The sequence below is a fragment of the Streptococcus suis S735 genome, from assembly GCF_000294495.1.
In the GTDB taxonomy this organism is placed as follows: domain Bacteria; phylum Bacillota; class Bacilli; order Lactobacillales; family Streptococcaceae; genus Streptococcus; species Streptococcus suis.
In genome coordinates this window covers 1,258,075-1,281,758 of sequence record NC_018526.1, presented here as the reverse complement: position 1 = coordinate 1,281,758, position 23,684 = coordinate 1,258,075, and the positions used below count along the sequence as shown (strand labels likewise).

The 23,684-nt window shown below is 40.9% G+C and carries 22 protein-coding genes, 1 tRNA gene, 1 other RNA gene and 3 pseudogenes; 20 read left to right on the top strand and 7 right to left on the bottom strand.

Annotation, left to right across the window (positions count from 1 at the left end; genetic code table 11):
* Positions 1-55: 55 nt before the first annotated feature.
* The 4 genes from YYK_RS06300 to glgP all read left to right on the top strand — a co-directional run bounded on the left by YYK_RS06300 (position 56) and on the right by glgP (position 4,343).
* Positions 56-334: an ArsC/Spx/MgsR family protein gene (locus YYK_RS06300; RefSeq protein ID WP_014636461.1), complete on the top strand. Its 279-nt coding sequence runs from the start codon at positions 56-58 to the stop codon at positions 332-334.
* Between the two features lie 11 nt (positions 335-345).
* On the top strand, positions 346-1,155 hold the full coding sequence (locus tag YYK_RS06295; RefSeq protein ID WP_002935585.1) for a purine-nucleoside phosphorylase: 810 nt from the start codon (positions 346-348) through the stop codon (positions 1,153-1,155).
* 32 nt (positions 1,156-1,187) lie between these two features.
* On the top strand, positions 1,188-1,901 hold the full coding sequence (deoD, locus tag YYK_RS06290) for a purine-nucleoside phosphorylase (RefSeq protein WP_012027381.1): 714 nt from the start codon (positions 1,188-1,190) through the stop codon (positions 1,899-1,901).
* 174 nt (positions 1,902-2,075) lie between these two features.
* A complete protein-coding gene (gene glgP / locus YYK_RS06285; RefSeq protein ID WP_012028357.1) occupies positions 2,076-4,343 on the top strand; it encodes a glycogen/starch/alpha-glucan family phosphorylase in 2,268 nt (755 codons plus the stop codon).
* Between the two features lie 134 nt (positions 4,344-4,477).
* Here the strand turns inward: glgP and YYK_RS10000 are convergent, their stop codons facing one another.
* Positions 4,478-4,678, bottom strand: coding sequence for a VanZ family protein (locus YYK_RS10000; RefSeq protein WP_231112277.1), 201 nt, complete (start codon positions 4,676-4,678; stop codon positions 4,478-4,480).
* A 490-nt stretch (positions 4,679-5,168) separates the two neighbouring features.
* Between YYK_RS10000 and hemW the strand changes: the two genes are divergently transcribed.
* From hemW to galE, 7 genes are all read left to right on the top strand, one after another.
* The gene (gene hemW / locus YYK_RS06280) at positions 5,169-6,296 is read left to right on the top strand and encodes a radical SAM family heme chaperone HemW (protein ID WP_012027377.1); all 1,128 of its coding nucleotides are present in this window, start codon (positions 5,169-5,171) and stop codon (positions 6,294-6,296) included.
* A 230-nt stretch (positions 6,297-6,526) separates the two neighbouring features.
* A complete protein-coding gene (locus tag YYK_RS06275; protein ID WP_002935570.1) occupies positions 6,527-7,267 on the top strand; it encodes an acyl-ACP thioesterase domain-containing protein in 741 nt (246 codons plus the stop codon).
* The gene (locus YYK_RS06270; RefSeq protein WP_002935569.1) at positions 7,254-7,871 is read left to right on the top strand and encodes an NUDIX hydrolase N-terminal domain-containing protein; all 618 of its coding nucleotides are present in this window, start codon (positions 7,254-7,256) and stop codon (positions 7,869-7,871) included. Before YYK_RS06275 ends, YYK_RS06270 begins: the two co-directional genes overlap by 14 nt.
* Before the next feature lie 9 nt (positions 7,872-7,880).
* Entirely contained in the window at positions 7,881-8,654 is a 774-nt protein-coding gene (locus YYK_RS06265) for a TIGR01457 family HAD-type hydrolase (protein WP_012028356.1), read from the top strand.
* Positions 8,644-9,273 (top strand): TIGR01906 family membrane protein, encoded by a 630-nt coding sequence (locus YYK_RS06260; protein WP_002935566.1) that lies wholly within the window; start codon positions 8,644-8,646, stop codon positions 9,271-9,273. Before YYK_RS06265 ends, YYK_RS06260 begins: the two co-directional genes overlap by 11 nt.
* Positions 9,274-9,371: 98 nt before the next feature.
* Entirely contained in the window at positions 9,372-9,548 is a 177-nt protein-coding gene (rpsU, locus tag YYK_RS06255) for a 30S ribosomal protein S21 (RefSeq protein ID WP_000048054.1), read from the top strand.
* Positions 9,549-9,651: 103 nt separating this feature from the next.
* Positions 9,652-10,665, top strand: coding sequence for a UDP-glucose 4-epimerase GalE (galE, locus tag YYK_RS06250; RefSeq protein ID WP_012775237.1), 1,014 nt, complete (start codon positions 9,652-9,654; stop codon positions 10,663-10,665).
* A 90-nt stretch (positions 10,666-10,755) separates the two neighbouring features.
* Here the strand turns inward: galE and mscL are convergent, their stop codons facing one another.
* Positions 10,756-11,121: a large conductance mechanosensitive channel protein MscL gene (gene mscL / locus YYK_RS06245; protein ID WP_002935562.1), complete on the bottom strand. Its 366-nt coding sequence runs from the start codon at positions 11,119-11,121 to the stop codon at positions 10,756-10,758.
* Between the two features lie 181 nt (positions 11,122-11,302).
* Between mscL and dnaG the strand changes: the two genes are divergently transcribed.
* The 4 genes and pseudogenes from dnaG to YYK_RS09995 all read left to right on the top strand — a co-directional run.
* Positions 11,303-13,093: a DNA primase gene (gene dnaG / locus YYK_RS06240; RefSeq protein WP_012775236.1), complete on the top strand. Its 1,791-nt coding sequence runs from the start codon at positions 11,303-11,305 to the stop codon at positions 13,091-13,093.
* A gap of 2 nt (positions 13,094-13,095) precedes the next feature.
* Positions 13,096-14,214 carry an RNA polymerase sigma factor RpoD gene (rpoD, locus tag YYK_RS06235; protein ID WP_002935555.1) on the top strand — a complete coding sequence of 373 codons (1,119 nt, stop codon included), beginning with the start codon at positions 13,096-13,098 and terminating at the stop codon, positions 14,212-14,214.
* Positions 14,215-14,382: 168 nt separating this feature from the next.
* The gene (locus YYK_RS06230; RefSeq protein ID WP_002935553.1) at positions 14,383-14,706 is read left to right on the top strand and encodes a metal-sulfur cluster assembly factor; all 324 of its coding nucleotides are present in this window, start codon (positions 14,383-14,385) and stop codon (positions 14,704-14,706) included.
* Between the two features lie 180 nt (positions 14,707-14,886).
* Positions 14,887-15,044, top strand: a pseudogene (locus tag YYK_RS09995) (transposase); the annotation flags it as partial.
* 86 nt (positions 15,045-15,130) lie between these two features.
* Here YYK_RS09995 and YYK_RS06220 read toward each other — a convergent pair.
* A pseudogene (locus tag YYK_RS06220) lies at positions 15,131-16,261 on the bottom strand (ISAs1 family transposase).
* Between the two features lie 95 nt (positions 16,262-16,356).
* Between YYK_RS06220 and tnpA the strand changes: the two are divergent.
* Positions 16,357-16,682 (top strand): annotated as a pseudogene (tnpA, locus tag YYK_RS06215) (IS200/IS605 family transposase); the annotation flags it as partial.
* A 139-nt stretch (positions 16,683-16,821) separates the two neighbouring features.
* Here the strand turns inward: tnpA and YYK_RS06210 are convergent.
* On the bottom strand, positions 16,822-17,415 hold the full coding sequence (locus YYK_RS06210) for a TVP38/TMEM64 family protein (protein ID WP_002935545.1): 594 nt from the start codon (positions 17,413-17,415) through the stop codon (positions 16,822-16,824).
* A 109-nt stretch (positions 17,416-17,524) separates the two neighbouring features.
* On the opposite strand from YYK_RS06210, the gene ssrA reads away from it, so the two are divergent.
* Positions 17,525-17,878: a transfer-messenger RNA gene (gene ssrA / locus YYK_RS09990) on the top strand.
* A 2-nt stretch (positions 17,879-17,880) separates the two neighbouring features.
* Positions 17,881-17,968 (top strand) — tRNA-Ser (locus tag YYK_RS06205).
* 342 nt (positions 17,969-18,310) lie between these two features.
* On the opposite strand, the gene YYK_RS06200 is transcribed toward YYK_RS06205, so the two are convergent.
* Positions 18,311-19,474, bottom strand: coding sequence for an IS30 family transposase (locus YYK_RS06200; RefSeq protein WP_011922710.1), 1,164 nt, complete (start codon positions 19,472-19,474; stop codon positions 18,311-18,313).
* Positions 19,475-19,798: 324 nt separating this feature from the next.
* On the opposite strand from YYK_RS06200, the gene YYK_RS06195 reads away from it, so the two are divergent.
* Positions 19,799-22,486 (top strand): cation-translocating P-type ATPase, encoded by a 2,688-nt coding sequence (locus YYK_RS06195; RefSeq protein ID WP_012775235.1) that lies wholly within the window; start codon positions 19,799-19,801, stop codon positions 22,484-22,486.
* 115 nt (positions 22,487-22,601) lie between these two features.
* Here YYK_RS06195 and YYK_RS09985 read toward each other — a convergent pair whose 3' ends face one another.
* Entirely contained in the window at positions 22,602-22,793 is a 192-nt protein-coding gene (locus YYK_RS09985) for a hypothetical protein (protein ID WP_012027357.1), read from the bottom strand.
* 101 nt (positions 22,794-22,894) lie between these two features.
* Positions 22,895-23,095 (bottom strand): hypothetical protein, encoded by a 201-nt coding sequence (locus YYK_RS06190; protein WP_014636456.1) that lies wholly within the window; start codon positions 23,093-23,095, stop codon positions 22,895-22,897.
* 133 nt (positions 23,096-23,228) lie between these two features.
* Here YYK_RS06190 and YYK_RS06185 point away from each other — a divergent pair, with 133 nt between their 5' ends.
* Positions 23,229-23,645: a TM2 domain-containing protein gene (locus tag YYK_RS06185; protein WP_004298733.1), complete on the top strand. Its 417-nt coding sequence runs from the start codon at positions 23,229-23,231 to the stop codon at positions 23,643-23,645.
* The last annotated feature ends 39 nt before the right edge of the window (positions 23,646-23,684 follow it).

Sequence of the window (23,684 nt, the reverse complement as noted above, 5' to 3'; positions counted from 1 at the left end):
CAATCCTAACTGTAGCAAGTGTAAAAAATTAAGAATATTGCTGTCCAGCCAGGATATGGAAGTCAAGTGGGTTAATTATTTGGAAACACCATTAAGGGGAACTGAATTGACAGCTCTCTTGGAAAAAATGGGCAGTCAACCTTCAGCAGTTATTCGATTGAAGGAAGAAGAACGACTAGCCTTGTCAGAAGAAGAAATCTTTGAGCGTTTAGTTAAAGAGCCTGCCACTCTCAATCGCCCCATTATCGAGCGAGAGCAGACAGCCTTCCTCTGTCGTCCGCTTGAAATCATTAAAGAAAAAATGCCAGAATATGACTGGTCGGATTATTTATAAAAGGAGAAAATATGAGTTTACTTGCAAAAATCAATGAAACAAAAACGTTCTTGGAAGAAAAAGGTTTGGTAAAACCTGAATTCGGTTTGATTTTGGGTTCTGGCTTGGGTGAATTGGCCCAAGAAGTTGAAAATGCTATTGTCATCGACTATGCAGATATTCCAAACTGGGGTAAATCAACAGTTGTTGGTCATGCTGGTAAGTTGGTTTACGGTGATTTGGCAGGACGTAAGGTCTTAGCTCTTCAAGGTCGTTTCCATTTCTACGAAGGAAATCCGATGGAAGTCGTGACTTTCCCAGTCCGTGTCATGAAAGCTCTTGGTTGTGAAGGAGTGATTGTTACTAATGCCGCAGGTGGTATTGGCTACGGTCCAGGTACCCTTATGGCCATTACAGACCACATCAACATGACTGGCCAAAATCCATTGATTGGCGAAAACTTGGAAGAATTTGGTCCACGTTTCCCAGATATGTCCAATGCCTACACTAAAGAATACCGTGAAAAAGCCCATGCCGTTGCGGAAAAATTGGGTATCAAGTTGGACGATGGTGTCTACCTCGGTGTGACAGGCCCTACCTATGAAACACCTGCTGAAATCTTGGCCTTCAAGACCATGGGGGCCCACGCAGTCGGTATGTCAACAGTACCAGAAGTTATCGTGGCAGCTCACTCAGGCATGAAAGTCTTGGGTATTTCTGCTATCACAAACTTTGCGGCTGGTTTCCAATCTGAACTTAATCACGAAGAAGTTGTAGAAGTAACCGAGCAAATCAAGGGCAACTTCAAGGGCTTGGTGAAGGCTATCTTGGCTGAGTTGTAAGTATTCGAAAATAGAACAAAGAGGTACATTACATGTCTATCCATATTTCCGCAAAACCAGGCGAAATCGCTGATAAGATTTTGCTTCCTGGTGATCCGCTTCGTGCTAAATTTATCGCTGAAAACTTCCTTGAAGATGCCGTTTGCTTCAACGAAGTTCGCAATATGTTCGGCTACACAGGTACCTACAAGGGTCATCGTGTCTCTGTCATGGGAACAGGTATGGGAATACCATCCATATCTATCTATGCTCATGAATTGATTAACGAATATGGTGTGAAAAAACTAATTCGTGTGGGAACAGCAGGTTCTTTGAATGAGGATGTCCATGTCCGTGAATTGGTCTTGGCTCAGGCAGCTGCGACCAACTCTCGTATGATCAATATTGACTGGCCAGAGTACGATTTGCCACAAATCGCTGATTTTGATCTTTTAGATAAGGCTTATCATATCGCCAAAGAACTCAACATGACAACGCATGTTGGCAATGTTTTATCATCAGATAGTTTCTATTCTCCAAAATTGTTTAGTCGCAACTTAGAATTAGGTCAACTAGGTGTCAAGGCTGTAGAAATGGAAGCAGCTGCACTTTATTACCTAGGTGCTAAGTTTGGCGTTCAAACGCTTGCCATTATGACGATTTCAGATAGCTTGGTTAATCCAGAGGAAGACACCACAGCAGAAGAGCGTCAAAATACTTTCACGGATATGATGAAAGTTGGTTTGGAAACTCTGATTGCAGAATAATTAAGAATAATTCTGATTGTAGTAACCTGCAATCGTTTAAAAGACGAACTAATTTCTATTTGTACGGAAGTTGGCTTGTCTTTTTTTATAAATAGGGTATAATTAAGAAAACGTTTACAAAGGTAAAGCGAAACCTTTCTGAATGATTACATTAATATATCTAGGAGAGCCCTCATGATTAATTTACAAAATTTTGTTCAGTCTATGTATGCCAAACGCATTGAAGATTGTACAGACCAAGAACTCTATTACGCCTTGCTTGCTTTTGCAAAACAGCAGAGTGAAGCTAAGTATACAAATGACCAAAAGAAAAAGGTCTACTATATTTCAGCAGAGTTCTTAATTGGTAAGCTCTTGTCTAATAATTTAATCAACCTTGGTCTTTATGATGAGGTTAAAAGCCAGTTGGTGGCAGCTGGTAAGGATTTGATTGCTATTGAAGACATGGAGCTTGAACCGTCTCTTGGTAATGGAGGTTTGGGGCGCTTGGCTGCCTGCTTCCTTGATTCAATTGCTAGTCTAGGTCTTAACGGTGATGGGGTCGGCTTGAATTATCACTTTGGACTGTTTAGACAATTATTTGAATACCATCAGCAGTCTGCTGTGCCAAACGAGTGGATTACACCACGTTCATGGTTAACAGAGTCACCGATTTCTTATCAGGTGCCATTTGCTAACTTTACCTTGACATCTAAGTTGTATGACATCGATGTACCTGGTTATAAAATGGAACGCAAGAATCGACTTCGCTTGTTTGACCTTGGTTCAGTTGATGACAATATCATTTATGACGGAATAGAATTTGATAAGGAAGATATTTTCCGAAACTTGACCCTCTTCCTCTATCCAGATGATTCGACCGATGAAGGAAAAGTTCTCCGCATCTTCCAGCAATATTTCATGGTGTCTAACGCTGCGCAACTATTGATTGACGAAGCGGTTGCTAAGGGATCAAACTTACATGACCTACCTGATTATGCCGTTGTTCAAATCAACGATACTCACCCATCACTTGTTATTCCAGAATTGATTCGCCTTTTGGAGCTCCGTGGTATTTCGTTTGATGAGGCAGTTGAAATTGTTAAGAAAATGACTGCTTATACCAACCATACCATCTTGTCAGAGGCGCTGGAAAAATGGCCGCTTGATTTTCTGAACTATGTGGTTCCGCACTTGGTACCGTTCATCGTAGAATTGGATCGTCGTGCCAAAGAAGTGAAGGATGATCCTGCTGTCAATATCATCGATGAACATGGCCGTGTTCACATGGCACACATGGATATTCATTATGGTTATTCCATCAATGGGGTGGCGGCACTTCATACAGAGATTTTGAAAACTTCAGAGTTGAAAGCTTTCTATGAGCTATATCCTGAAAAATTCAATAATAAGACAAATGGGATTACCTTCCGTCGTTGGCTCATGCATGCTAATCCAAGTTTGGCAAGCTACCTGGACGGCCTACTTGGACATGGCTACCATCACGATGCAAGTGAGCTCGAAAAGCTGTTGGATTACAAAAATGATAAGGAATTGAAATCTTGGTTGGAAAAGACAAAGCAGCATAATAAACGCAAATTGCAGCGCCATATTGCCAAGACACAAGGTGTTCATGTTAATCCAGAATCCATCTTTGATGTACAAATCAAGCGCATGCACGAGTACAAGCGTCAGCAGATGAATGTTCTTTATGTTATCCATAAGTATCTGGATATTAAAGCAGGCAACATCCCTACTCGCCCATTAACAGTTTTCTTTGGTGGAAAGGCTGCACCTGCTTACACAACCGCACAGGACATCATTCATTTGATTTTGGTATTGTCACAGGTGATTAAAAATGATCCTGACGTGGCGCCACACTTGCAACTCGTTATGATTGAAAACTATAACGTAACCGAGGCAAGTTATATTATTCCAGCGGCAGATATTTCAGAACAAATTTCTCTTGCATCCAAAGAAGCTTCTGGTACAGGTAACATGAAATTCATGCTCAACGGAGCCTTGACCATCGGTACAGATGATGGGGCCAATGTGGAAATTCATGAGTTGGTAGGTGATGAAAATATTTATATCTTTGGTCAAGATAGCCAAACAGTTATCGAACACTATGCAAATGGGACCTACCATCCATATTCCTTCTACGAACGTGAAGCCATTCGCCCATTGATTGACTTTATTACATCGGATACCATTCGTCATGCTGGTGGGATCGATGAGCGTCTCTGGCGTTTGCAGGATAACCTTAAGCACAATGACCACTTCATGACCCTGCTTGATTTGGAAGATTATATCTCGACTAAAGAGCAGATGTTAGCAGACTACGAAGATCGCGACAGCTGGTTGGAAAAAGTCATCGTCAACATCGCTAAAGCAGGTTTCTTCTCGTCAGACCGTACTATTCAACAGTACAACGAAGACATCTGGCATTTGGAAGTTAAGTAAGCTAATACTCTTCGAAAATCAAAATTATCCGTTGTCAAGAGCCTAGATGAACTTCAGTTCTATCGTCGGCTTCGTTTCCTAGGCTACTTTTGATTTTCATTGAGTATAAATAAACTAAAAATGACCTTGCGGGGTCATTTTTTCTGTATTCTATTTTTAAAAGATTGAGCGATTGCGGATTTTCCCAAAAGGTTTCCAAGGGCAAAGCCAGAAGTGTTAAGCAAGATGTCGCCAAGGTCAAAGAAGCCCAGTGAAAAGAAGAATTGACAGGCTTCAACCAGTAAAATAGCACCTACAAAGAGAGAAAGTTTTTTCCAAGAAAATGAAAAAAGCAACCCAAGTGGTAAAAAGAGTAAGAGGTTAAAAACCAATATAGTAGGATTGAGAAATAGGTCTTGTGAAAAAGTGCTAAGGAGATTCTAGTTGACACCTCTGACGCCCATGCTTTTGAAAAAGAGAAGATAGACTAGCAGAAGCCCGTAGCAAGCGTAGAAAAACCAAAGTGTCAGTCGCGAAATGTGGGGTTTATAGACAAGTCGAAATAGGGTAAAGCAAAATCCGGTCATTAACAGGATTGCGGCAAGTGTCGGCCAAAAATCAACTGTCATGAAAATGGTCGTGAACTGGTAAAAAAGAAAGGTCATAAAGAGCCAGCGGCAGAATAAGAATGATAAGATAGCGTTGATGACATCATAGAATCGTTCTTTGTTCATGATTTAATCCCTTTTGTAGATTTTGTAAGTTTACTATATTATATCATTGTTTTGAGGGGGAAGTGATGGCTGTAAAAAATATTTTTATAGACAGTGTGCTATAATAGTTCTTATGAAAAAACGACCGACATCTGCCTATATCCACATTCCATTTTGTACCCAGATTTGTTACTACTGTGACTTTTCCAAGGTTTTTATTAAGAACCAGCCTGTTGATGACTATTTGGTAGCCCTCATGGAAGAGGTCAAGTTTTACGACCTTCCAGCCCTCAAGACCCTCTACATCGGAGGCGGAACACCGTCGGCTCTATCGGCAGAACAGTTGGACTACCTCCTGACCAATCTGGAGGACTTGCTGGACTTGTCACAGCTGGAAGAATTCACTATCGAGGCCAATCCAGGTGACTTGACGGCGGATAAGATAGCAGTTCTGAAAAAGTCCAAGTGCAATCGGGTGTCGCTTGGCGTTCAAACATTTGATGACCGTATGTTGAAAAAAATTGGTCGCAGCCACAATCAGGCCCAGATTTATGAAACCATTGCGGCCCTCAAGGAAGCGGGCTTCCACAACATTTCCATTGACCTGATTTATGCCCTGCCTGGTCAGACCATGGAGCAGGTGGTGGACAATGTCGCCAAGGCCTTGGAGCTAGATATTCCCCACATGAGCTTGTATAGTTTGATTTTGGAGAATCACACGGTCTTCATGAACCGCCAGCGTCGCGGCAATCTTCATCTACCCAACGAAGATGTGGAGTCCGATATGTTTGACTACATTCTTCAGGAGTTGGAGAAAAACGGCTTCGAACACTACGAGATTTCCAACTTCACCAAGCCTGGTTTTGAAAGCCACCACAACCTCATGTACTGGGACAACTCCGAGTATTACGGATTGGGAGCAGGGGCTTCAGGCTACATCGACGGCATGCGTTATCGCAACCGTGCCCCCATCCAGCACTACCTCAAGTCCATCCGCGAAAAAGGCCATTCTCGCTTACACGAAGAATTTCTCAGCAAGACCGAGCAGATGGAAGAAGAGATGTTTTTAGGGCTACGGAAAAAAACTGGCGTGTCCATTGAGCGATTCGAGAAAAAGTTTGGTATCTCCTTTGAAGACCGCTACGGTCAGGTGGTCAGAGACTTGAAAAATGAAGGACTCTTGCAAGAAGAAGACTGTTGGCTTCGGATGACTAAAAAGGGATTGTTTCTGGGCGATACAGTTGCAGAGCGTTTCATATAGTCATTCAGTTTGTTTTTATTACTTCGACGAGCGAAGAAACTTCGTTTCCTTATTTCCAACTTCAAACACTCCACTGAAGTATTTGAACTCACTTTGCCGTACTCTACGAATGTTACTTACTATCGTAAGTACGATTTCCAACCTTCAATAGTCCACTGGACTATTGAAGCTACCTGCAGCTGTTGACGTGAACTGAAAGACTATACTTTAAGACTAGAAAGATCAACATTATGGGACTAACATACCAAGAAGAGTTCACCATTCCTTTTGATATGGTGGATGTCAAACAAGAAATCAAACTACCTGACTTTATTTCCTACTGTCTTGGTGTATCAGGTCGGCAGTCGGAAGAACTGGGTCGCAGTGACCTCTATGTTTTTCAGGAATTTGGCTTGATTTGGGTGGTGACAGATTATGAACTGACCATTCAACGTTTACCTAAGTACAATGAAACCATTACCATTAAGACAGAAGCGGTTGCCTACAACAAGTTTTTCTGTCATCGGATGTTCTATATCTACGATGCAGCAGGCAATCTTTTGTTGGACATTCTCTGCTATTTTGTCCTGATTGATTTTGAAACTCGCAAGGTGGCGCCTGTGCCAGAAGATTTGATTGCTCCTTATCAGTCTGAGCAGGTCAAGAAATTGCCTCGGGCTCCCAAGTATCAGCTCTTGGAAAATCCATCTGTCCAAGAATTTCCTGTTCGCTATTTTGACTTGGATATGAATGGGCATGTCAATAATGGCAAGTATTTGGAATGGATGTATGAAGCACTGGGCTATGATTTTCTGCTCTGCCATGTCCCTAAAAAAATACAACTCAAGTATCTTAAAGAGGTAGAGGCAACTAGCTTGGTGAGTTCGCGTATGGTGGCAGAAGCTGGTGGTAGTCAGCATGAGATTGTGGTAGATGGGCATATCCATGCGCAAGCTGTCATAGAATGGAGGGAACGTCATGTCGCAGGATAAGTGGTTGGAATGGGCCGTACGTTTACAAGCCTTGGCTCAGACAGGCTTGGCCTATGGAAAAGATGTTTATGACATGGAACGTTTCGAAGAAATCAGACAGATTGCGGCGGAAATGTTGGTAGAGCCATCTGGACAGCCTTTGGAAGTAGTGAAAGACTTGTTTTGCAATGAAACAGGCTATCAGACACCCAAGCTGGATACCCGCGCAGCTATTTTCCAAGAGGATAAAATCCTACTGGTTCAGGAAAACGATGGGCTCTGGTCCTTACCAGGCGGTTGGTGCGATGTGGACCAGTCTGTCAAGGACAATGTAGTCAAGGAAGTAAAGGAAGAAGCGGGGCTGGATGTGGAGGCTCAACGTGTGGTGGCGATTTTGGACAAACACAAGAACAATCCTGCCAAGTCAGCCCACCGCGTGACCAAGGTCTTCATTCTATGTCGTCTCCTTGGCGGGGAGTTTCAGCCCAATTCGGAAACAGTTGCCAGTGGCTTTTTCAGTCTAGATGACTTACCACCGCTCTACCTTGGGAAAAATACAGCTGAGCAGTTAGCACTTTGCTTGGAAGCTAGTCGGTCTGAGCATTGGGAAACACGATTTGATTAAGGAGGAAAAATGACATATACAGGTTATTTGATTGATTTGGATGGTACGATTTATGAAGGGAAAAAGCGGATTCCTGCTGGTGAACGTTTTATTCATCGCTTGCAAGAATGTCAGATTCCCTATTTATTTGTGACCAACAATACCACCCGCCGTCCTGAGATGGTGCAGGCTATGTTGGCTGAAAACTTTAACATTGAGACACCGCTTGAAACAATCTATACAGCCAGTCTGGCGACAGTAGATTATATGAATGACTTGGGCAAGGAAAAGACAGTCTATGTCATTGGAGAAGACGGGCTCAAGTCTGCCATTTTTGAGGCAGGTTATGTGGAAGACACGGAAAATCCAGCCTATGTTGTTGTCGGTTTGGATACTCAGTTGACCTATGAAAAACTGACCATTGCCACCTTGGCTATTCAAAAGGGAGCGACCTTTATCGGTACCAATCCTGATTTGAACATTCCGACTGAAAGAGGTCATTTGCCAGGAGCAGGCTCACTTATTGCGCTTTTGAAAGCTGCTACCCGAGTAGAGCCGACCTTTATCGGTAAGCCTGAAGCCATTATCATGGACAAGGCTCTGGAGATTTTAGGCACAGAACGCAGCCAGACAGTTATGGTAGGAGATAACTACCTGACAGATATTCGTGCAGGGATTGACAATGGATTTCCAACTCTTTTAGTCCTGACAGGATTTACCAAGCCAGAAGAAGTAGCAGACTTACCCCTGGCTCCAACCCATGTCCTCAACAGCCTAGATGAATGGAGTTTTGATGAGAACTAAGTTACAGATTATCGGAACGATTTTATTTGTCTTATCGGCAGCAGTTCTAGGAACCATCTACCTAGCTTGGCTAGTTTATCCGCTTGAGATTTCTTTTTTGGGGTTGGAAAAAGTGGTCTACATGAAGGTGGCAGATATTTCCTACAATTTCAATATCCTGATGAACTATCTAACAAATCCTTTTGCAAGTGTTTTAGACATGCCAAATTTTTCATCCTCAGCTGATGGTCTGAAACATTTTGCGGATGTGAAACATTTATTCCATCTAACTCAGGGAATTTTTATCCTCACCCTCCCTGCCTTTGTGCTTTTTGTAAAAAACATTCTGCTAAAAGGTTATGGAGACTTGGTTAAAAAGGTCATTTTCTGGACCATGCTTACGCCAATGATAATCGGTTTATTAGGAGTTCTTGTTGGCTTTGATCAGTTTTTTGCATTGTTTCATACGGTGCTATTTCCAGGAGATTCTACATGGCTATTTGACCCTGCAAAGGATCCTGTCATATATATTTTGCCCCAAGAGTTTTTCTTGCATTGCTTTGTATTATTTTTTGTCCTTTACGAATTCTTCTTTTGGACAATACTGGCGTGGACAGGAAAAAAGAATAGGATAGGATAAGAGCGTAAAATTCATATTTTAGAATGAAAAAAATATTGACAAATGAGTTGAATCATAGTAAAATGATAAAGACTTTGAAATTGAGGGGAGTGAAAAAAATGTCAAAAACAGTAGTACGTAAGAACGAATCACTTGATGATGCTCTTCGTCGTTTCAAACGTGCGGTTACTAAAGCTGGTACTCTTCAAGAAACACGCAAACGCGAATTCTACGAAAAACCATCTGTAAAACGTAAACGTAAATCAGAAGCAGCTCGCAAGCGTAAAAAATTCTAATTGAATTTGAAAACGGCCGAAAGGCTGTTTTTTGTTTACTTTTTACAACAGGTAACATATAATAGGGATATAGAATTTTGTCCAGGTGAAAAGGAGTAAAAAGATGAGTATCTTAGTTACTGGTGGTGCAGGTTATATTGGTAGTCATACGGTTGTCGAATTGTTGAAGTTGGGGAAAGAAGTGGTTATCGTGGATAATCTTTCAAACTCAAGTATTTTGGTTTTAGATCGCATTGAAACCATCACTGGCAAGCGCCCAACTTTCTATGAGTTGGACGTGGCAGATAAGGAAGCCTTGCGCCAAGTTTTTGAAAATGAAAACATTGAGGCAGCCATTCACTTTGCTGGCTACAAGGCAGTAGGAGAATCAGTGGCTAAGCCAATTATGTACTATGAAAACAATATCATGTCAACCCTAGCTTTGGTAGAAGTCATGACAGAATTTAGTGTTAAGAAAATTGTCTTCTCCTCAAGTGCGACTGTTTATGGTCTCAATAATCCATCGCCTTTGGTTGAAACTATGCCAACTAGCGCAACGAATCCGTACGGCTATACCAAAGTTATGTTGGAACAAATCTTGCGTGATGTGGAAGTAGCAGATAAGGAGTGGAGTATTGCATTGCTCCGTTATTTCAATCCAATCGGTGCCCATGAATCTGGCTTGATTGGGGAAGATCCAGCTGGTATTCCTAATAATTTGATGCCGTTTATTGCACAGGTAGCAGTTGGTAAACGTGAGGAACTCAGCGTTTTTGGTAACGATTATGATACAATTGATGGTACTGGAGTGCGTGATTATATCCATGTGATTGATTTGGCACTCGGTCATATCAAGGCGCTTGAAAAAATTTCAACTACTACAGGTGTATATACTTACAATCTTGGTTCAGGTCAAGGAACAAGTGTATTGGAGTTGGTCAAAGCCTTTGAAAAGGTAAATGGCGTTCCAGTACACTATAAACTTGTTGACCGTCGTCCAGGTGATGTGGCAACCTGTTACGCCAACGCAGACAAGGCTTGGAAAGAGTTAAATTGGAAAACAGAAAAAACAATTGAAGACATGTGTCAAGATACGTGGAACTGGCAATCGAAAAATCCAAATGGATACGAAGGATAAGAAAAGATGTGAGTGGAGGCTCACATCTTATTTTTGTAATTATGGAAGAGAAAAACAGGTATGGAGACCTGTTTTTCAATATATTATTGATTATTTTTTCAATAAATCGCGGATTTCTGCAAGCAACTCTTCTTGAGTTGGACCAGCAGGAGCTTTCTCTTCAACTTTCTTAGGCATTGCTTTCTCAGCTGCTTTAACAACAAAGAACATTGAAGTGCCAATGATTAGGAAGTTAATAACAGCGCTCAAGAAACTACCGTACTTCACACCATTCCATGCAAGGTCAGCAATATTCTGTACATTTGCCGCTTTCAAAGCTGGGTTCAAAATCAATGGAGTGATGATATCATTTACAAATGATTTGATAATTGCGCCGAACGCTCCGCCAATTACCACTGCTACAGCAAGGTCAACAATGTTCCCACGGAACAAAAATGCTTTTAAATCTTTCAACATATCCTAAATATGTCCTTTCATAAATATTTTACTTTATCTATTATACCCATAAAAAAATATTTTACAAGCAATTTGTTTTAGAAATTTTACATTTTCCCATATTTAGTATACAATAGAGTATGTTAAACTAAGGGGAGAGTGTTCACTTTTTAAATTAGCTAGTATGATATGAGGAGGGAATGTGCTTTCAAAGGATAAAATTACTGAAATAAAACAAGCTCTCAATATCGTTGATGTTATTGGTGAAACGGTTGCTTTGACTAAGGCCGGACGTAATTATGTCGGTCTTTGCCCTTTTCATGGGGAGAAAACCCCATCTTTCAATGTGATTGAAGATAAGCAGTTCTACCATTGTTTTGGATGTGGTAAGTCCGGAGATGTATTCAAGTTTGTCGAAGAAGTTCGTGGTGTTTCTTTTGCAGATGCGGCAGCTATCTTAGCTGAGAAGGCAGGGTTTCAAATAGATGTAACTCCTTCCTATCATCAAGAGGAGAAAAGGGTTAGTCCGCATCAGGTACTGTATGATATTCATCGGGATGCTGCAAAGTTTTATCATGCCCTTTTGATGACAACTAAAATGGGTGAGGAAGCTAGAGCTTATCTACACCAACGTGGCTTGACAGATGATGTCATAAAAACATTCCAGCTAGGCTTAGCTCCTGCCGAACAGAATATTCTTTACCAAAAACTATCAGGTCAATATGACGAAGAAAGTCTATTGAATTCGGGTTTGTTCAATCCAAGTGAGAATAATATTATTTATGACGCCTTTCAAGCGAGGATTATTTTCCCCTTGGCGGATGAATATGGTCGAATTGTAGCTTTTTCAGGTCGGATTTGGACCGAAGAAAATCGAAACAATAAACAATTAGCCAAGTATAAAAACTCTCGTAGTACTGCGATTTTCAATAAAAGCTATGAATTGTATCATTTGGACAAGGCTAAAGCGGTTATTAAGAAGCAACGTGAAACCTATCTCATGGAAGGTTTTCTAGATGTTATTGCTGCTCATCGTGTAGGGATTGATAATGCAGTGGCTTCCATGGGAACAGCTTTGACAAGAGAGCATGTTGCACACCTAGCTAAGTTTTGTAAGAAAATTGTTCTGACTTATGATGGGGATAAGGCTGGACAGGCTGCTACCATGAAAGCGTTGGACGAACTACAAGATTTTCAGGTTGAAATCGTGAGCTTGCCAGATAATATGGACCCAGATGAATTTTTGCAGAAAAATTCGGAAGAAGCCTTGCAACAGGTTTTAACCAAGTCACGAATCAGCGATGTAGAATTTTTGATTCAATACTTGAAACCTGAAAATCCTGACAATCTACAAATGCAGATTGAGTTTGTAGATAAGATTGCACCAATTATTGCCAAAGTATCATCCATTACAGCTCAAAATTCTTATATTTATAAGGTGGCGGATTTACTTTCTGACTTTGATTATAATCAGGTGGAACAGGCAGTAAATGCTGTTCGTCTGAATCAGCGCCAGGAGAGAACACAACAGGTATTTCAATCACAGACTGGTCAGTCTTATTTGCCACCAGTCCAAACGATTGCTCGTATAACGAGTCTTATTCGAACAGAAAACCATTTACTTTATCGGATGGTTGAACATCCTTATATTCTCAATGAGTTCCGTTTACGAGAAGATTTTTATTTTGCGACGCCAGAATTGCAAGCTATTTATGATATGTTAAAAAAATCTGGGGAAATTACCAGTTTTGAACTATCACAGTTGAACGATTCCGCTCAACAGGCTTGGTATCGTATGCAGGAAGAACGTTTACCTGATGAAGTGTCTCCACACGAAATCGAAGAATTAGAAATTCGGCGAGACAAGGAATTGTTAAAGAAGGAGAACCAGCACCTAGCACGGAAAATCCGTGAACATTCCCATGTGGGAAATGCAGATATTGCCCTCGATGAGTTGCAAAAACTCCTCGATAGAAGAAGACAAATGGAGTAAATATGACAAATAAAAAAGATAAAAAAACAGAAGTAACTACTTTTGATGTACAAGTTGCCGAATTTATCCGTAACCATAAAAAACAAGGTTCAGCTACAGACGATGAAATCAATGACCAACTGGTTATTCCATTTACGCTTGATGCTGACGGAATCGATGATTTGCTCCAACGTATTCAGGACGCAGGGATTTCGATTGTTGATAAAGAAGGGAACCCTTCTGCTCGTGCTATGCAGGTAGAGGAAGAACCAGAATTATCTGATGAAGAATTGCTCGGAAGCACTTCTGCAAAAGTGAACGACCCAGTCCGCATGTATTTGAAAGAAATTGGTGTTGTACCTCTTTTGACCAACGAGGAAGAGCAAGAATTGGCATTGGCGGTTGAGGCAGGTGACCCAGAAGCGAAACAACGTTTGGCTGAAGCCAACTTGCGTTTGGTTGTATCCATTGCTAAACGCTATGTCGGCCGTGGTATGCAGTTCCTTGATCTTATCCAAGAAGGAAACATGGGCTTGATGAAGGCTGTTGATAAGTTCGACTACTCTAAAGGTTTCAAGTTTTCAACCTATGCAACCTGGTGGATTCGTCAGGCTATCACTCGTGCCATTGCGGACCAAGCGCGTACAATCCGTATCCCTGTTCACATGGTAGAAACCATTAACAAATTGGTCCGTGAACAACGCAATCTCTTGCAGGAATTGGGCCAAGATCCAACTCCAGAGCAAATCGCTGAGCGTATGGATATGACGCCTGAGAAAGTTCGTGAAATCCTCAAGATTGCCCAAGAGCCTGTTTCACTCGAGACCCCAATTGGTGAAGAAGATGATAGTCATCTTGGAGATTTTATCGAAGACGAAGTCATTGAAAATCCAGTTGATTACACAACTCGTGTCGTTCTTCGTGAACAGTTAGATGAGGTATTGGATACTCTTACTGACCGTGAGGAAAACGTATTGCGTCTTCGTTTTGGTTTAGATGATGGTAAAATGCGTACGCTTGAAGATGTTGGTAAAGTCTTTAACGTAACCCGTGAACGCATCCGCCAAATCGAAGCCAAAGCCCTCCGTAAACTCCGCCACCCATCCCGCAGCAAACCACTAAGAGATTTTATTGAGGATTGATTTTGTCTGGGAGACAAAATCAACCGCTCGCTGAAAACAGGAAACGAGCGAGATTTTAACCGCTCCCCTTGAAATTAGAAAGGGAGCGTAACGTCCAGTGGACTTTTTGACACAAACTTCGTTTGTTTCTTTTCTAGTATTGAACTTGTGAAAAAGAAAGAGAGAAAAATGACGTACACAGAAGATCAAATTAAAGACATTCAGGAGCGTATTTTTCATGCTCTTGAAGATGTGATTGACCCTGAGCTAGGTATTGATATTATCAATTTAGGGCTAATTTATGAAATCCGATTTATTGAGGGCAAGGCTGAAATTGATATGACCTTGACGACCATGGGTTGTCCATTAGCTGATCTAATTACCGATCAAATTCATGATGTATTGAAGGATGTCCCTGAAGTAACAGAAGTAGATGTGAGACTGGTTTGGTCACCAGCTTGGACCGTTCAAAAAATGAGTCGTTATGCTCGAATTGCATTAGGAATTAAATAAAAAAACAAAATGGTTTCGAACGTTTGAAGCCGTTTTTTTATTATGGCTTCGAGCCAGTTTTTCTCGTAGAGAAAAACAAGAAAGCCACCAGCTATGCTGGTGGCTGCCAAGGCTTTGAGTTTCCATTTCTTTTTCCTGTTATAATCTAATTGTTCAGGTTAGATCAAGGAGGAAAAAGAAATGGCTAAAACCAGTTACAGTTTATCACATACTAAATGGATGTGCTCTATCACATAGTTTTCACACCTAAGTACCGTAGAAAATCCATTTACTACAAAATAAGGCAGGACTTAATTGATATTTTCCGTCATCTATGTCGATGCAAAGGCGTGGACATCACGTCATACGCATGAAAAATTTCTTCTCTCCTTTTGTCCCCGGAAATAACTGCTTTAAACTTAGTATCTACCTTTTTACAAGCACCTTATCCCCGATTTCCAAATAATTGTGGCAAATAATCCTCCAAATGGACAGAAATATAGCGTTGTTTGCGGCGGTAACTCAATTTCTCCTTAGGGAAGGTCATCATTTGTAAGAGATGAAGACAAGCCTTACGAATAGCATTTAAATTGAAAGCAGCTCGTTTATCTAAGGTTTGGTTCTTATCTTCTCGGTAAACCACATCTAACAATCAATGTAGGCTCTCAACCGACCAATGACCACGAACAACCTGAGAAAAAGTTTGCACATCGCCCTTGAAACTAAGGATAAAGTAACGGACCTCTTCAGTGATGACACCATCTTTATCAATGATATTCTTAGTCATACCAATCCCACGAAGTTTTTTCCATTTCGGATGTCGTTGGCTCAGCCATTTCACATCGTGAGAAACCCAGTAGTCCCTCACCTCAATCTGACTGCGTGCCTTTTCAATGGTCTGATAATGACAGCCTTTCTCTGTCAACGTAGATAACAATTTGGCGTCACTAAAATAGAGGTCAATATCCTCATGGAGATTGCCTTGATTTCCTTTGACTGCCAAGCAATAATCACCCTTACCGCTGATAATCACATCCGCAATGTCTGTCTAGGTGCCCATGGCATCAATCGTGACAACACTCTTACGAAGGTCTAGCTGACACAAGAGGCGAGGAATGGCTGTGATTTCATTACTTTTATCCTCAACAGCTACCTGCCCAAGGCTAATCCGATTACCACCATCATAAGCAGTGACAATATGAGTAGGAGATTGGTGTTTCCCTCGGTTCCCCCGAATCGTTTTTCCGTCAACGGCAATCAATTTTGAAAAATCAGTTGTTTCCGAACTAGCTTCGAAGGACAGTTTCAGTTCCTTTAAGAAATCTGGATTGACCATACTCACAACACGTTCCAAGGTGTCATGAGAAAGACAGCCGACACTCAAGTCAACGTATTCTCCCAAAACAGACTCGTTCATTTCTATGAAATCTTCCATCTCTTTCCACGTTTCAACCCCTGCCAATTGACAAGCGAAAACTAGAAACAGAATAGTGGATAAGGGATAACGAATTTTCCATGCTTGACGGCTGTTGTACTCCTCTTTGTGCTCTTCTATGGATAAAAGAAAATCAATTATTGTAGTTCACCTCTATTCTAGTGTACTACTTTGATTGATCTTTGGTTATGATTTTCGCTTTCTGAAAACGTTTTTTTCTTCATGCGTTTGGTGTGGTGGAAATCATTGAGGGACACATGATGCCAGACCATGTTCATATGCTTGTCTTGATATCCCCCAAAAACTTCGTATTTCCGATTTTATGGGATATTTGAAAAGTAAAAGTGCTCTCATGATATTTGATAAACATGCTAATTTAAAATATAAGTATGGAAATCGAAAGTTTTGGGCTAGAGGCTACTATGTGAGTACCGTTGGACTGAACGAAAAGACGGTAGCGAAATATATTCGCGAGCAGGAGAAAAATGACATCGCACTTGATAAGTTAAGTGTTAAAGAATATGAAGATTCATTTTCAGATAGTAGTTTTAGAACAAGATAAAAGCCCGTTGTTACGGGCATTAGTCAAGTAATTATAGCACTAACCTGAACGAAGTTCAGCGAACGTCTTTAGACGTCGCTGGAGAGAAACGGCTTATAGCCGGTGTACAAGCCACCCGTTTTCACGGGTGGTTATGATTTTATCCTAACAATTGCTGCAACCATTGGCTGCCATAGATCCAAAAGAAGCTATAGGCCACAACTGAGAAAGGGCGACAAAGTAAAGTAATCATAATAAATTTCCGATAACTCATGCTTGTTAATCCAGTAATCATCACCACTATGTCAGCTGGAGAAATGGGAGAAAGCATGCAGAGAATAAAGAAAATTTCATAACTACGTTTATTATCAATTTTGCTTTCATATTTGTAAAACGTATCTTCAGACATGAAGAGGAGACAAAATTTCTTTCCATAGCGACGAGCCAACCAGAAAAGGATGATACTACCGATTGAAATTCCAAGATAATTGAGAAAGAATCCCCACCAAAAATGAAATACGAGGAAACCCACAACAGTCGTAACACCGCCTGGAATAATCGGAAATACAACTTGAATAATCTGAATAGCTAAAAAGGAGAGGCTACCTAAAGCACCTTGGCTTTTGATTAAATCGCTTAAGACATTTTGGTCGTTCAAAATGCCAATCTTATAGAGCCAAAATAGAAAAATAGCGGTCCCGATAAGGGTCAAAATACTTAATACTTGAATGGTTTTTTGCCAAAATTTATACATACTTTCATTTTACCATATTTCAAAATTTTTTTAAATTGTAAGGAAAATGTAAAATAATTTTGCTATTTATAAAAAATTCTGCTATAATAATTCCTGTATCAAATCCTACGGGGTTGTTACGGATTCGACAGGCATTATGAGGCTTGTTCTGCAACTCATCGGCAGATGTAAAAATGCCAGTTAAATATAACTGCAAAAAATACAAACACTTACGCATTAGCAGCTTAATAACCTGCCTGCGTGACCAGTCGCGAATTGCTTGTGTTTGCTGATTGGTCTTAAAATAGCAAGCTACGTTGGGATTGAGTCAGGCAGTTCCAAAAGAGATTTACTGACTCGCTTGGTCTAGGTTTGAGTTATGTATCGAGTTCAAGTTAAAGTTAAAGCAAGACATAACCTATGGTTGTAGACGAATAAGTTAGCAGGTGTTTGGACGTGGGTTCGACTCCCACCAGCTCCATATATGGAAGATTACTCAAGAGGCTCAAGAGGCCGTGTTGGAAACGCGGTAGGCGTGTAACAGCGTGCGTGGGTTCGAATCCCATGTCTTCCGTATGTTATTGAAGAACGACTGATAGTCGTTCTTTTTTTGTCTGTGAATGATACAACTGAAAACAAATGAAAGGGTAAATTCTCAAAGTAAGTTCTAGTTCCCGTCCTTCCAGAAGTTACTCTGAGAAAACTGCATAACATCAACAGAATTTAGTCTCAGACTAAGTTCTGTTTTTGACTAAAAATGTTGATAATAGTGAGTTTTAGGGTTGAAAATGTTGAAAAAAGAGTACACTAAAGTTACTGGCTCTGAGACGTCTCAAAGTAAGTTCTAGCTATCTGGAATTTTGGATGGAACAAGTTCCTTTCTATTTTGAAATTATTTTTTGATAAAAACTAGCGATTACTTATCCAATAATCGAGGTGATTGAATGACGTTCTCAGGGTCAATTTTAGAGATTCCCAAAAGTGTTGCCAATTCCTCACCGTAGGTAAATGTAAAGAGTTCATAGGCTGATTTTCCGTTGAAAGAAGCTCGTTTGACGCTGTTGATATGCGAACAAACCAGGTTGATGTCCTCCTGTGTCAAGTTGTCAAAAGAACTTCTTTTAGGAAGAATATCTCTGATAAGTGTGTGATTCTTCTCAATTCTCCCCTTCTGGTCAGAACGATTGGGGTCACAGAAGAATAGCTTAGATTCTCCGCGAACATCCATTTCGATATCGTCCACTCTAGCGAATTCACCGCCATTATCGGTCAGAATGACAGGAAATATTTCGCAAAAGTCCATCTCTTTCTGATGCAGGTCATTCTTGATAGCGTAGAGATGTTTAGCGACCTCATTAGCTGTTTTATTATCAAGTAATTGAGCGAAGATAAAGTTACAGAAGGAGAGGTTAAAGGTGAGAAGTACCTTTCCGCCGATCCGTCCAGTAACGGTGTCCATTTCCAGCCAATAGCTGATTCCTTTCTCTGTGAGAAAGCGTTGGAAGTCCTCGTAAGACCGTCCTTCTTTGGCGATTTTAGGAATGGGTTGTAGGTTTCTGATTCTCCGCTTTCTGAATTTCACGACACGGGGGAAATCAATGGGCTTTGTGGACAGATAGCCTTTTTCAAGGTATCGGTAGATAGAAGCTCTGGATGCCGACATTTCGTTTGAGGCGATGATGTGGTTGAGGTGTTGTCCCTTTTGGATGGCAGCAGAAACAATCTCATCCATGCGATAGAATTCTTCCTTGTTTAGTGCAACACCTGTTCTCGAATCTGAGAGCTTAACTTCATAATCAAGCTGAGCTCTTTTTGCGTAGTAGAACTGTTTCTGGTATCCGCAGTTGCTTCTCTTTTTCGGACAGGCATTACAAACGTAAGGAGTCTTTTTGAGTAGAGGGCAGGCCTCACAATTGGAGGTACTAGAGTTCTCTTTTATCACCCTATTTCTCCGAACTTCTTTTGAAATTGTGGACGGATCTTTTCCTAACTTAGCTGCTATAGCTGAGAAGGGCTTAAGTTGTTCAATTCCTATTTGAATATCATTGCGATCAGAGAGAGTTAAGTGTTTGTTTTTCATTGTCAGTTACCAACTTGTCCCATAGTAAGTTCTACCTTATTTCTTTGTCTCAGTCTAATTTCCAGTTTTTAAGACAGACTAGAACTTACTTTGGGAATTTACTTCGTGGAAATAATCTCTTATTTCCAGAAAAATATTCTTGAATTTCTCGGGATTTTTGATATAATAGTTAACAAATCGAGGGAGTAGCTAGCGGAAAATTCCGTGATATTGTCGTCAATCCGACTTGTTTCCGGCAATATATTAAATAGCGAGACTTGTTTTAATAAAACAGGTCTCTTTTTTATTTGTTAGGTAAAAAAGGGACCGAGAAGGAGAAGGAAATTGTCAAAAGAACAAAAACGCGATTTGTTTTATACACAGAGCGAAGAGCAAGTATTGTCAAGCATGGGGTCTTCTTTGGACGGTTTGTCTAGTGATGAGGCAAGCAAACGTCTAGCAGACTACGGTCGTAACGAATTGGATGAGGGTGAAAAACGCACACTCTTAGCTAAATTCTTGGATCAGTTCAAAGACTTGATGATTATCATTTTGATTGCAGCAGCAATCTTGACGGTGATTACAGAAGGTTCACACGGTTTGACAGATGCCATTATCATCTTGGCCGTGGTTATCTTGAACGCTGCCTTTGGTGTTTATCAAGAGGGTCAAGCTGAGGCAGCCATTGAGGCGCTAAAAAACATGTCAAGCCCAGTTGCGCGTGCGCTTCGTGACAATCATGTAGTCGAAGTTGATTCTAAAGACTTGGTACCAGGTGACATCGTCTTGCTTGAAGCAGGTGATGTTGTCCCTGCCGATATGCGTTTGTTGGAAGCTAACTCCCTCAAAATCGAAGAGGCAGCTCTTACAGGTGAGTCTGTACCAGTTGATAAAGATTTGTCCGCAGTTTTGGCTGAAGATGCACCAATCGGTGACCGTGTCAACATGGCCTACCAAAACTCTAACGTTACTTACGGCCGTGGTCTTGGTGTGGTTACAAATACAGGTATGTACACAGAGGTTGGGCACATCGCTGGCATGCTTGCTAATGCAGATGAGACTGATACACCATTGAAGCAAAACTTGCACCAGCTATCAAAAGTCTTGACATATGCAGTTCTTGTAATTGCAGCGGTAACGATGGCTGTTTCAGTCTTCGTACGTGGTGAAGGTATCTTGCCTGCTCTTATGACTTCTGTAGCTCTTGCGGTTGCGGCCATTCCAGAAGGTTTGCCAGCTATTGTAACAGTTGTTCTTTCACTTGGTACACAGGTCTTGGCTAAGCGTAATTCCATCATCCGTAAGTTGCCTGCTGTTGAAACACTTGGTTCAACTGAAATCATCGCATCAGATAAGACTGGTACTTTGACTATGAACCAGATGACTGTTGAAAAAGTCTATACAAACGGTCAATTGGTGGATGCTAAAGAAGCTTTGGATGCAAGCAATACAACGCTTCGTGTTATGAACTTTGCCAACGATACAAAAGTTGACCCAACTGGTAAATTGATTGGTGACCCAACTGAAACGGCACTTGTTCAATTTGGTTTGGATCAAAACTTTGACGTTCGTGAAGTCTTGGTATCGGAGCCTCGTGTGGCTGAATTGCCATTTGACTCAACACGTAAATTGATGTCAACTGTTCACCAACAAGCTGCTGGAAACTTCTTTGTAGCTGTTAAAGGTGCTCCAGACCAATTGCTCAAACGTGTAACGCAAATTGAAGAAAACGGTACAATTCGTCCGATTACCGATGCGGATAAACAAGCCATTCTTGCCACTAACAAGGACTTGGCTAAGCAAGCACTTCGTGTCTTGATGATGGCTTACAAGTATGTTGATGCTATTCCTGAATTGGAATCTGACGTTGTTGAAAACGACCTTGTCTTCTCAGGTTTGGTTGGTATGATTGACCCTGAGCGTCCTGAAGCGGCAGAAGCTGTTCGTGTCGCTAAGGAAGCGGGCATCCGTCCAATCATGATTACGGGTGACCACCAAGATACAGCTGAGGCGATTGCAAAGCGTCTTGGTATCATCGATCCAAATGATACAGAAGACCATGTATTTACAGGTGCAGAGCTCAACGAATTGACGGATGAAGAGTTCCAGAAAGTCTTCAAACAATACTCAGTATACGCTCGTGTATCTCCAGAACATAAGGTTCGTATCGTTAAGGCTTGGCAAAATGATGGTAAGGTTGTTGCCATGACTGGTGACGGTGTTAACGATGCACCATCACTTAAGACAGCCGACATCGGTATCGGTATGGGTATCACAGGTACGGAAGTTTCGAAAGGTGCCTCTGATATGGTCCTTGCAGATGACAACTTTGCAACTATCATTGTGGCGGTTGAAGAAGGACGTAAAGTCTTCTCAAACATCCAAAAAACCATCCAGTATCTCTTGTCAGCTAACACTGCTGAGGTATTGTGTATCTTCCTTGCTACCCTCTTTGGTTGGGACGTATTGGAGCCAGTTCATCTTCTTTGGATCAATTTGGTAACAGATACACTTCCAGCGATTGCCCTTGGTGTTGAACCTGCTGAACCAGGTGTTATGCAGCACAAACCTCGTGGTCGTAACTCAAGCTTCTTCTCAGGTGGTGTCTTGAGTTCGATTATCTATCAAGGTATCCTTCAAACAGCACTTGTCTTGGGCGTATATGGTTTTGCACTTCTTTACCCAGAGCACGCTGGAGATAATCATGCCATTCATGCGGATGCTCTTACGATGGCATATGTTACTCTTGGATTGATTCAGTTGGTGCATGCCTTCAACGTTAAGTCTGTTTACCAATCTATCTTTACCGTTGGTCCATTCAAGAACAAACTCTTTAACTGGTCTATCGTAGCTGCCTTCTTGCTCTTGATGGCGACTGTTGTGATTCCAGGATTCAATACCTTCTTCAAGGTATCTATCTTGACACCAACTCAGTGGATGGTAACAGTAATCGGTTCAGGTCTCATGGTTGTCGTTGTAGAAATTGTTAAATTTGTTCAACGTAAGTTGGGATTGGATGAAAAAGCTATCTAATATAGTTATTCAGCTTATCTTTTATTACTTCGTTAACTCGACTTGCCGTACTTCAGTACAGCCTGCGCCTCGTTACCTTGTACTAAAAGCAAATATCATTTGAAAAAGCTCAGATTTAGTGGTCTGAGCTTTTTTCTGTACTGATAATGTATTTTGGGAAGATTGCTTGTCCCAATAAAGTAATGGCTAGTGCTAGTATGAGGAGGAAGGTTTTGACAAGAGTTGGTAAGTTAAACAGTAAGGCGATTGGTACGATAGCCAAGCTGAAATAGTAGGGAGTGAAGTATTTGCTACTTTCCATAGTCATCTGAATTAGCTTTGATACATCGTCACTTTCGCCTTGCCGTACTTCAGTACAGCCTGCGCCTCAGTTCCTTGTCTGAAAGCTAATTCATTCGACTATATTATTTAGACCCTATCGCCCTCCTTAACTTGAATGCTCGATTTTTTATCCCCTCGAATGCTTAGTGTAACAGATGGTTGTGTAATTGGTAAGCTTAGAATTTTACCTTGAGTAACTGTCCCAGCAATTTTTCCATCTACCAGGAGCGGAAGTTTTTGGGAGGATAGTTGTTTGATAGGTTTTGGATAATGAATAATAACTCTCATATGAACCTCCTTGTAATCTAGTTTCATTATAGCAAAAAAGAAAAAAATGTAAACGATTTCTGACACTGTTTTCCCCTACAGGCTTGCTTGAAGAATAAGAAACTGCTATAATTTTGAAGAGGTAGGAGTTTATATGAATTATCTTCAGAATTATATTTTAAGTAAAAGCAGTTATTTGCCATCTGATAAGTTATTCATTCTGCAAAAAGAACTAGAAGATTTAGATGATGAGGCTTTAAACGTTCTTATGATGGTTGAGATGCGTCAACCTCTTGTCGCTCTTATTTTGGCTATTTTCTTCGGTGAGTTTGGTGTCGACCGTTTTTATGTCGGGAATAAAGAATTGGGATTTGCCAAGCTGATTGCTTTTGCAGTATCTTTTGTTACGCTATTTATCTTGATTGGGTTCTTGTTATTTTTGGGACTTTATTTGTGGAAGTTTATTGATTGCTTCTTGATCATGCGAGCATGTAAGGAAGCGAACTTTGAGCGTTTGATGCTACAAATCCATCAATATAAGGCTTTTCAGCATAGCAATCAGACATTTTAAGTAAGATATTTTTGGGAATAAGGGGAGGCTTGGTAGTGT